This window comes from Corynebacterium lipophiloflavum DSM 44291 (assembly GCF_000159635.1).
Lineage (GTDB): Bacteria > Actinomycetota > Actinomycetes > Mycobacteriales > Mycobacteriaceae > Corynebacterium > Corynebacterium lipophiloflavum.
In genome coordinates this window covers 272,688-282,125 of the sequence record NZ_GG667191.1, presented here as the reverse complement: position 1 = coordinate 282,125, position 9,438 = coordinate 272,688, and the positions used below count along the sequence as shown (strand labels likewise).

The 9,438-nt window shown below is 67.6% G+C and carries 11 protein-coding genes; 4 read left to right on the top strand and 7 right to left on the bottom strand.

Going from position 1 to position 9,438, the window contains the following annotated elements:
* Window positions 1-502, bottom strand: a 502-nt coding sequence (locus HMPREF0298_RS01395) for an ATPase, T2SS/T4P/T4SS family (RefSeq protein ID WP_006839296.1), incomplete at its 3' end; no start/stop codon positions are given.
* Window positions 499-1,545, bottom strand: a complete 1,047-nt coding sequence (ssd, locus tag HMPREF0298_RS01390) for a septum site-determining protein Ssd (protein WP_006839295.1) — start codon at window positions 1,543-1,545, stop codon at window positions 499-501. The genes ssd and HMPREF0298_RS01395, both read right to left, overlap by 4 nt.
* A 343-nt stretch (window positions 1,546-1,888) precedes the next feature.
* Here ssd and HMPREF0298_RS01385 point away from each other — a divergent pair, with 343 nt between their 5' ends.
* The 3 genes from HMPREF0298_RS01385 (at window position 1,889) to HMPREF0298_RS01375 (ending at window position 4,343) form a co-directional block, all read left to right on the top strand.
* Entirely contained in the window at window positions 1,889-2,740 is an 852-nt protein-coding gene (locus tag HMPREF0298_RS01385; RefSeq protein ID WP_040422140.1) for an HAD family hydrolase, read from the top strand.
* 64 nt (window positions 2,741-2,804) lie between these two features.
* Window positions 2,805-3,374 (top strand): phage holin family protein, encoded by a 570-nt coding sequence (locus tag HMPREF0298_RS01380; protein ID WP_006839293.1) that lies wholly within the window; start codon window positions 2,805-2,807, stop codon window positions 3,372-3,374.
* Between the two features lie 84 nt (window positions 3,375-3,458).
* Window positions 3,459-4,343 (top strand): alpha/beta fold hydrolase, encoded by an 885-nt coding sequence (locus tag HMPREF0298_RS01375; RefSeq protein WP_006839292.1) that lies wholly within the window; start codon window positions 3,459-3,461, stop codon window positions 4,341-4,343.
* Here the strand turns inward: HMPREF0298_RS01375 and HMPREF0298_RS01370 are convergent.
* The 4 genes from HMPREF0298_RS01370 to nth form a co-directional block, all read right to left on the bottom strand.
* On the bottom strand, window positions 4,299-5,492 hold the full coding sequence (locus HMPREF0298_RS01370) for a MarP family serine protease (RefSeq protein ID WP_006839291.1): 1,194 nt from the start codon (window positions 5,490-5,492) through the stop codon (window positions 4,299-4,301). The two genes, HMPREF0298_RS01375 and HMPREF0298_RS01370, sit on opposite strands and share 45 nt — an antisense overlap.
* Window positions 5,493-5,581: 89 nt before the next feature.
* Entirely contained in the window at window positions 5,582-6,280 is a 699-nt protein-coding gene (locus HMPREF0298_RS01365; protein ID WP_006839290.1) for an NUDIX hydrolase, read from the bottom strand.
* Window positions 6,281-6,868, bottom strand: a complete 588-nt coding sequence (locus tag HMPREF0298_RS01360) for a TlpA family protein disulfide reductase (protein WP_040422138.1) — start codon at window positions 6,866-6,868, stop codon at window positions 6,281-6,283.
* Window positions 6,861-7,694, bottom strand: coding sequence for an endonuclease III (gene nth / locus HMPREF0298_RS01355; protein ID WP_083789479.1), 834 nt, complete (start codon window positions 7,692-7,694; stop codon window positions 6,861-6,863). Before nth ends, HMPREF0298_RS01360 begins: the two co-directional genes overlap by 8 nt.
* Before the next feature lie 228 nt (window positions 7,695-7,922).
* Between nth and glxR the strand changes: the two genes are divergently transcribed.
* Entirely contained in the window at window positions 7,923-8,606 is a 684-nt protein-coding gene (glxR, locus tag HMPREF0298_RS01350; protein ID WP_006839286.1) for a CRP-like cAMP-activated global transcriptional regulator GlxR, read from the top strand.
* 19 nt (window positions 8,607-8,625) lie between these two features.
* Here the strand turns inward: glxR and HMPREF0298_RS01345 are convergent, their stop codons facing one another.
* Entirely contained in the window at window positions 8,626-9,438 is an 813-nt protein-coding gene (locus HMPREF0298_RS01345; protein WP_006839285.1) for an MBL fold metallo-hydrolase, read from the bottom strand.

Genomic DNA, 9,438 nt, shown 5'->3' with positions numbered 1-9,438 from the left:
CGAGGTCGTCGAGCGTGGCCGTGGTGGAGCGCAGCACGCGCAGCGAAATGCACGTGCCGACGTGCGCGGTGGGGTGCAGGACCGCGTGGAAGCGCAGGAGGGTGCCGTTGTCGCGGGTGAGGTGGCCGTCGCAGAACGGGTGGGCGTCGTCAAGCCTGCGCCCGCAACCAGCGGCGAGGCGGGAGGCGAGGCGGCGCACGTCCGCGTCCGCGGCAAAGCGCACCGGGGTGGCCTCGAGCCCGCTGCCGCGATCGACGTAGACGCCGTGCGGGCCGTTGACGCAGATGTCGGTCACCGTCGGATCTGCCAGGAGCTGCTCCAGCGGCCCGGCGCCGGTGGTGTCGTCGCGTAGCCTGCGCATGATGGTGAGGACGTCGACGTCGCTGAGCACGACCGATTCCTCTCGGATCAGGGCCGACAGGCGCGCCGGGTCGACGTCTGCCTCGGCGGCGAGCCGGCGCTTGACGCGGGTGATGATCTCCTCCGTCGCCCGCGCGCTCATACCCCGACCTCCGCGATCACCTTCGCGGCGGCGCGCGCGAGCTGGCGGGGCAAGCGCAGCGGCAGGCCCGCGGTTTCGACCTTGCGGGTCAGGCCGGTGATCTCGGGCACCTCCGCGACGACGTCGAGCTTGGTCACCCGCTCGATCTCACTGATGGACAGCCCCGTCCACGAGCGCCGCCGCGCCACGATCGCGCACCCGATGCTGTTCGCGGCTAGCTCGGCGCAGATCCGCGCGGCAGCGGCGGCGGCGCGCACCTCCCCCGGGGTGATAACAAGGGCGAGATCGCAGCGCTGCGGCACAAGTCCCACGGGGCAGTCCACGACCGTGAGCCCTGCTGAGCCCAGCGCGGCCACCGTGCGCTCGAGCATCGCCGCGTCAAGGACGAAGGGGTCAGCGATCGTGGTGCGCGAGCACGTCAGCACCGCGATCCCGTCAGGGGTGCACGGCAGGGCGCGGCGCACATCAGCGCGCTCGACGCTGCCCTCCCCGAACGAGATCTCGCCCCACCGCGCACCGCCGCGCTCCTCGATACCCACCAGCAGGTCAAAACCTCCCGAGTAGCGGTGGGCGTCGATGATCGTGGGCTCGCGGTCGCGCGCCGCCGCGCGGCTTATCGACGCGCACAGCGTTGACGCCCCCACCCCACCGGCCGCGCCGACCACGGCGATGACCTTGCCCCCGGCACGGAGCGGACGAGGGGTCCGCTCGAGCGTCCCGAGGCAGCGCAGCAGCTCAGCAGCCTGGGCCGGGAGCACGAAGGCGGCCTCGGCCGCGGGGTAGGCGGCGTGCGCCGCGGCGACGGCGGCGAGGTCGGGCCCGACCAGGAAGATCCCCGCCCGGTGCTGGGCACGCGTGAGCTCGGTGAGGTACTTGGGGGCGTCGACTAGCACGGCGAACACGGCGTCGATGTGGCGCTCGAACACGGCCGGGGAGGCGGTTGCGTCGACAATCGCCCTGCCCGAGGCGGCGGCGAGGTGGACGGCTTCCGAGTGCACGGCGATGTCGTCAATCGCGATGAGGATCGGTGTCGGTTGCGGCATGGCTTCGACTGTCGCGCACGCGCCTGACCTGCACAAGACCACCCACACAACCTGTGGATAACCCCCGGGGATGGGTGACGCTTCACACACTTTGTTGTGGATAACCCGCCCAGCTCCGGGCATAAGAGACGGCCCGCGCCTCGGGGGGGTGTGCGCGGGCCGTCAGTAACCCGGTCTCGGGGGGGGTGGACCGGGGCAGGCCACACTGTATATCGGGGCCTTGCAGCAATGATTATGACACACACCCCAAACAAGTTGCAAGCACCTCGCCACAAATTTTCGTAAATCTTTTCGAAGTGGTCGTTTACCTCGACGCTCGCGGGGCACGGCTACAATGTGGGGCATGACTGGCGAAGACTGCCGCGACGGGTTGAGCGGAGAAAGCGCGGACGCCACCGCGCCGCGCACCGCCGCCTTCTTCGACCTGGACAAGACCATCATCGCAACCTCCTCCGCCTTCGCGTTCGGCAAAGAGTTCCTCAACAACGGGCTCATCTCCCGGCAGGAGGCCGTGGAGATCTACATGTCCAAAGCCTCCTACATGCTCAGCGGGCACTCCAGCGAGCAAATGGATTCCACCCGCGACTACCTCTCGCAGCTCGTCGCCGGCTGGTCCGTCGACGACATCAACCGCATCACCACCGAGACGATGCGCAGCGTGGTCACGCCCGCGATCTACGCCGAGGCGCGCGAGCTGATCGAGTACCACAAGCGCCACGGTCGCGACATCATCATCATTTCCGCCTCGGCCGACATCCTCGTCGACCCCATCGCGCGCGAGCTCGGGGTGGACATGATCGTCGCCACCGAAATTGAAATCGTCGACGGCAAACTCACGGGCAACATCACCCGCTTCCTCAAAGGCGACGCCAAAGCCGAGGCAGTGGCGGAATTCGCCGACACCCACGGCTACGACCTCGAGCTCTGCTACGCCTACTCCGACTCCGCCACCGACATCCCGATGCTCGAGATGGTTGGCCACGCCGTGGCGGTCAACCCGGATCGCACCCTGCGCAAGCACGCCCAGGACAACGAGTGGGAAATCCGCATCTTCAAACACCCCGTCCCGCTGATTCAGATGCCCAACGCCCGCGAATTCGGCATCGGCGCAGGCGTGCTCGCCGGCGTGACCGCCCTCGCCGCCGCGGGCGTGTGGGTCGCCCAGCGCATCAAGAAGGACAGCAACAACACATAATCCTCTAGGATTGGGTATGTTCTAATGAAAAAGTTGGCTAGCGCCACCGAGGAAGGTATTCAACGTGAGCAATAAGGGTCTCTACACTAACGGTTCGACAGCCATCTCCGCGAAGGTGGACTCTATCCCGCTGCGCGACACCGACGTCACGCAGCCGGGCCAGGACTCCATCGGCGGCCTGGTCTCCAACGCCACCGAGCAGGTCTCCCGCCTGGTGCGCAACGAGATCGAGCTCGCCAAGACCGAGGTCATCGGCGAAGTCAAGAAGGGCGCCATCGGTGGCGGCCTGTTCGCCGTCGCCGGCGTCATCGCGCTTTACTCCACCTTCTTTTTCTTCTTCTTCCTCGCCGCGCTTCTGCAGCTGTGGATGCCGTGGTGGGCCGCCTTCCTCATCGTCTTTTTGATCATGCTCGCCGTCGCCGGCATCCTCGCTTTCATCGGTCTGCGCAAGGTCAAGAAGATCAAGGCCCCCGAGCGCACCATCGACAGCGTCAACGAGCTCAAGAACCTCGTCCCCGGCCAGGCGAAGAAGAACCTCGCCGAGGACGACAGCGCTCTCTACACCGGCGGCCCCGCGCCGACCGGCCGCCCCGTGCCGTCGCGCGGCGGCTCCACCGTGGCGAACGTCGACTAGCTCGAGCGTCAACACGCGGTGCCCAGTTCCAGGCGGCGACTGCCCCCGTCGGTAGTCGAGCTTGAAGGCGATTTCGCCCACCGCATGCTCCACACCCGCGGCATCCGCCTCCACGCGGTCACCGCGGGCGATCCCGACCACCCGCTGATCGTGCTACTCCACGGCACGTTCGGAGGGTGGTTCGATTTTTCTGAGGTCATCGCTGCGCTTGCGCAGCGGGGTTTTCACGTCGCCGCGCTCGACATGCGCGGCTACGGCATGTCGGACAAACCCCCACCTCGGCCCGGCAACAACATGCTGCTCGCGGTGGGTGACGTCAAGGGGGCGATAGCCACACTCGGCCATAAAAACGCCGTGCTCGTGGGCGTCGACACGGGAGGCGCGGTGGCCTGGGTGAGCGCCGCTGCGCACCCCGACAGTGTCGTGGGGCTCGTGTCCATCTCGGCGTCGCACCCAGCGGACCTGCGCGCGGCGATGGCATCACGGCCGTGGGATTTCATGCCCATGCTCGGCCGCAGCGCGCTCGCCCATCTGCCCGCGCGGCTGCTGGAGCGCTTCGGCCGCGCCCGCCGGCGTGCCTACCGCACCAACCTGGCCATCAACACCACGGCCGCCTTCCAGCGCACAGATGCTTTCGCCGAGGTGCTCGCGTTACGACGCACCGCCGCCGCGATCGACAACGCCTTCATCCACAGCGTGCACAACTCCCGCCTGCTGACCAGCGCGGCACCGCGCCGGGCGAAAGTCAACGCCCCCACGCTTTTGATTCACCCCGGACAAAGCCTGTGGGAGCGCCTCGCCGCGCGCCAACGCAAGCGGGTCGACGGCGACTACCGCACGCTCACCCTCCCGGGTGCGAAGAACCTGCCCCACATTGAAAACCCGGGGGCCTTCATCGACGCGGTCGCCGAGTTCGCCCGCGGGCTAGCCGATGACGCAGCTCTGCGTATCAACCGGCGTGGTGTGTGATTGCAGCGGGCCCACCGCGCTGAGCACCTGGTCGAGGGTGAGCGCGTAGCCGGTGTCGCTGGAGTCGACGGACGCGCCGAAGATCACCCCCGCCACCTCGCCTTCGGGTGTCAGCAGTGGGCCGCCCGAGTTGCCCTGCCTGACGTTGCCGCGCAGGGTGTACGCCTCGCGCTCGACGCGGCCGGTGGAGTAGATGTCCGGGCCGGAGATGTTGATCCGGCTGCGCACGCGAGCAGGTGCGGCCTCAAACGGCCCAGAACGCGGATAACCCATCACCACGGCGTCGTCGCCGCGGACCAGCCCCTGCCTCGCCAGCGGGATCGGGTCGAGGCCCAACCTCTCGCTGCGCAGCACGGCAATGTCCACGTCCGGGCGGTAATAGACAACCTCGGCGGGCTTGACCCCAAGCACGGTGTCCAGGCTGACGGTTTCCGTACCCGCCACAACGTGGGCGTTGGTGACAACGTAGTCCTCGGCGGCGGCGAAACCGGAGCCCATGAGCTTGCGCCCGCAAGACCCCGCATCGCCCATGACGTGCACCACGCTCGGGCTGACCCGGTCGACCACCGCTGGGTCGATTGCCGCCGCGTCGGGGGCATCGACCTGCTGGCCGCCAGGGGTGGCAAACGGCGAGACCAGCGGCGGCAGGCCCGAATCGTTGAGCAGCGCCGCGAGTCTGCCGGGAAGCGACTCCAGCCCGGCGGGCGCTGCCGAGTCGATCACACCGAGAACAGTGGAGTTGCGGATGCCGTCACCGACTGCGCCCGGGACGGACGTGGCCAGCGGAATCGAGAGGAACCAGGTGACCAGCCCCACCGCCACCGCTTGGAACACGGACCCCACCACCGAGTCCAGCACGTGGGTGGAGCGAAACCGGGCACGCTCGCGTATCCCGGATCCGACAACGAGCCCCACGAGGTTGCCCATGCCGACAAACAGCACCACCACGGCCAACAGAATCACGATCTTTAACGCCCGGGTTTCAGCGAGATTTACCAGAAGTGGCGCGATGGCCAGGCCGACGATCAACCCGGCGATGACACCCACCATCGACAACACCGCCCTGAGCGCACCCTGGCGCCAGCCGCTGACGAACGCGGCGATGATCACGGCAACAAGGATTGCATCGACGATGACAGCGGCGTTCAACGCGTCGGTTCTCCCTCAAGTCACTCTCGGTTCAGGCGCGGGCCCACTTGGCCCGGGCTCAATTAGGGTTGATGTTACTCCGGATCGCGTCACAAGTGGCGCTCGCCGTTGCGCGAGCGCTTGAGCGCCCGGCGCAACGGCACGATGCTGGGGTCGTAGGGCTTGGCCCACCCGGCGGCGTCGAAGAGGACGTCGAGAAGCACTCCCGTAAAGCCCCAGACAAGGTAGTCGTTGACCCAGAACGCCGGCCCGGTAAAGCCGAAAAAGCCGACGTCGAGCCGGTTTTCCGGGGCTAGTAGATCCGCGACCGGGGCGAAGAAGACGTCGTCTGTTTCCGCCGGAGATGCCACATGCGGGCGTCCCGGGTCGGCTGAGTAGCCCAGCACCGGGCGAACCGCGCGGCGGCGCCCTCCGGCGGTTGTGAGCGAGGGCATCACGGCCAGCGGGGTGACGCGGTGGCGCTGAAGGCCCGTTTCCTCCCACGCCTCACGCAGCGCCGCGTCCACGGGCCCGAGATCGGTGTCGTCGATACGCCCGCCGGGAAACGCCATCTGCCCGGAGTGGCTGCGCATCGTCGGGGTGCGGTGGGTGATCAGGATCTCCGCCTCGGCCGCATTATCGCCGGTGAGGAGCATGAGCACGGCGGCGTCGTCACGCTCGGGGTGCGACGCTAAGCGCCCGGAAAGCAGCTGTTTCGCCCGCGCGGAGTTCTCAGGGGTGCCTATCCCGGCGATCATGCTGGTCAGCCAGCCCGGTGAGAGCTCGGGTTGTAACGCGACATCCGCCACTCACAGCACCCCCGCCACGGCGGCGTCGAGCTCAGCGGTGCTGTGGAACACCTTGGGAAACACCGCGACCTGCTCGTCGCCCCGAAACACCACGGTCAGCGGGATTACCCCGGGCAGCCCCAAGGTGCCCGCGAAAGTGTTGTCGCTGTCCTGGTAGCTGGGCAACCCGACGCCGAGCTCGTTGAGCATCCCCGCGCCGTTTGCGGCCACGGCGTCCGCGTGCACACCAACGACGTTGAACTGCGGGTTCTCCGCCGCGAACTGCTCGATCACCGGCAGTTCCCCGCGACACGGGTCGCACCACCACGCCCAGACGTTGACCACGGTGACCTCGGTGACCTCGGTGACCTCGCTGGCGGGGTCGGAATACCCGCCGCCGAGGCAGTCGAGGGCCACCCCGCCGACCTGCGACCCGGGGCAGTCGGGACGCGCGGGAACCACCGCTTCGCTGCTTGTCGACGCCTCACCCAACGCTCCTGCCCCGCCTGATACGCCCGGGGCCGGGCGCAACAGAACCAGTGCCCCGGCGAGTACGACGATGGTGGCCACCACCGCGGCGGCCACCCCCAATACCGCTGTCCTATTCACCCGGCACTCCCCCTTCGCTACTTCCCGCACATCCCAGGATGTGCTCGCGCTCGGGGCCGGTCACCTTCGCCGCGGCCCGGGCCGGGTCAGTTGGCCCCTCCCCGAAGCTGGGGCAGTCGAACGCCAGCGGGCACGCGCCGCAGGCTGGGGTGCGGGCGTGGCAAACGCGCCTGCCGTGGAAGATGATCCGGTGCGAAAACATCGTCCACTCCTTTTTCTCAATGATGGCGCCAATTACGTGCTCGATTGCCACCGGGTCCTTCTCCTCGGTGAGTTTGAGCCGGTGCACGAGCCGCTGGAAGTGCGTGTCCACGGTCAGTCCCGGCATGCCGAAGGCGTTGCCGCGCACCACGTGCGCTGTCTTTCGGCCCACCCCCGGCAGGGTCACCAGGTCCTCGAGCGAGGTTGGGACCCCGCCACCGAAGTTGGTCACCAGCGCGCGGCCCAGCCCGATGAGGTTCGCCGCCTTCGCGCGGTAAAAGCCGGTGGGGCGGATGATTTCCTCCACCTGATCCTGCTGCGCCGAGGCGTACGCGGACGCCGTCGGAAAGCGGGCGAAGAGCTCAGGGGTGACCTGGTTGACGCGCACGTCGGTGGTTTGGGCGCTGAGCACGGTGGCAACAAGTAGCTCCAGCGGGTTGGTGTAGTCGAGCTCCGCGTGCGCGTCGGGAAACACCGCTGCAAGCGTGCGGTTGATGCGACGCGCGCGGCGGGTTCGCCCGATGGCAGTCTCCGCGCCCTTCGACGCCGGGTGGGAACCGGGCCGGCGCCGCCGCTGGGGAGTGAGCGACGCCGCAGGGAGAGATGAGCCGGTGGGTCCAGTCATAGGCGCAACTATAGCGACCGCCCCGATCGCACCGGTAGAATCTCACCCATGACGGTCGTCCTCGTAGCTTTGGTTCCGGTGATTTTCGGCTTCTTTGCCGTCGGCATGGAAAAGATTGAGTCCAGCATGTTTCCGTAAATGACCACAGTTTCGCCCTTTTGTGACGAACCTCCCACAGCAGTGATACCCTAACGGGTGGAGTAGTGCCGTTCACCAGAGGAGGCAAAGATGCAAGGCGACCACGACATTCTCGCGCGCGCGGGGATTTTTCAGGGCGTCGAGACGAATGCCGTGACGGCTCTGATCGGGGAGATGGAAAGCGTCCACTTCCCGCGTGGCACCACGATCTTCGACGAGGGCGAACCGGGGGATCGGCTCTACATCATTATTGAGGGCAAGGTAAAGCTCGCGCGCCACGCCTCCGACGGCCGCGAGAACCTCCTGTCCGTGATGGGCCCGTCCGACATGTTCGGCGAGCTGTCCATCTTCGACCCGGGCCCGCGCACCTCCTCCGCCGTGTGCGTCACCGAGGTCTCCGCGGCCACGATGAATTCCGAGTCGTTGAAGAAGTGGATCAGCGACTACCCGGACATCTCGCAGCAGCTGCTGCGGGTGCTCGCGCGCAGGCTGCGCCGCACCAACGCCTCTTTGGCGGACCTGATTTTCACCGACGTCCCGGGCCGCGTCGCCAAGACCCTGCTGCAGCTGGCTAACCGCTTCGGCACCCAGGAGGGTGGCGCGCTGCGGGTCAACCACGACCTGACCCAAGAAGAGATCGCGCAGCTCGTCGGCGCGTCGCGCGAGACCGTGAACAAGGCGCTGGCCACCTTCGCGCACCGCGGGTGGATCCGCTTGGAGGGCAAGAGCGTGCTCATCGTCGACACCGAGCACCTCGCCCGGCGCGCGCGCTGACCTTCCTCGCTAACTCCCGTTAGCTCTGGTTGCGGATGTAGCGCAGCGCGACGCGCGTCGTCTGCTCGGCCGCGCCGCGCAGCACCGGGTCAACGTCGTCGTAGATCGCGTCGACGAACGTGCTGATGTCCGCATCCACACCGTGCTCTTTGATTACCTCGCGGATCTGCTCCAGGCGCTGGGTGCGGCGCTGCAGGTACTTGCGCGCGAACTCCGCAACGTCATCGCCTTCCGGGCCGTGGCCGGGCAACAGGCGCACGCCCTCGCCCTGCTCCTCCAGCAGGGTCAGGGATTCGAGGTAGTCGCCGAGATCGCCGTCCGTTTCGGAGATCATCGTGGTGTGGCGCCCCGCGATCGTGTCACCGGTAATGATGCCCTCGAGCTCGGATTCGCCGGCCGCACCGGAGTAGACGAGAAAGCTCACCGAATCCCGCGTGTGGCCGGGCGTGGCCACCACCTTGAGTTGGGGGGAAATGCCGTCGACGGAAATGACCTCTCCGTCGACGAGCGGCTCAGCACCCGCACAGTGCTGCGGGTCAATGGCGCGGATCGGTGCACCAGTGAGCTGGCGGAAGCGCTGCGCGCCGTCCGCGTGGTCGTGGTGGCGGTGGGTGAGCAGAATCAACGCCACCTTTTCGCCCTTCGCACTCAGCACGTTGAGGTGGCCCTCATCCTCCGGGCCCGGATCGACGACAATGCTGAACTCGTCCTCGGGGGCCCTGACAACCCAGGAGTTCGTGCCCTCCAGCGCCGCGTAGCTCGGGTTGGGGCAGAGCACGACGGAAGCCGAAGGGGTGACCGGCCGCAGTTGGCTGTAAGCGGGATGCTGCAT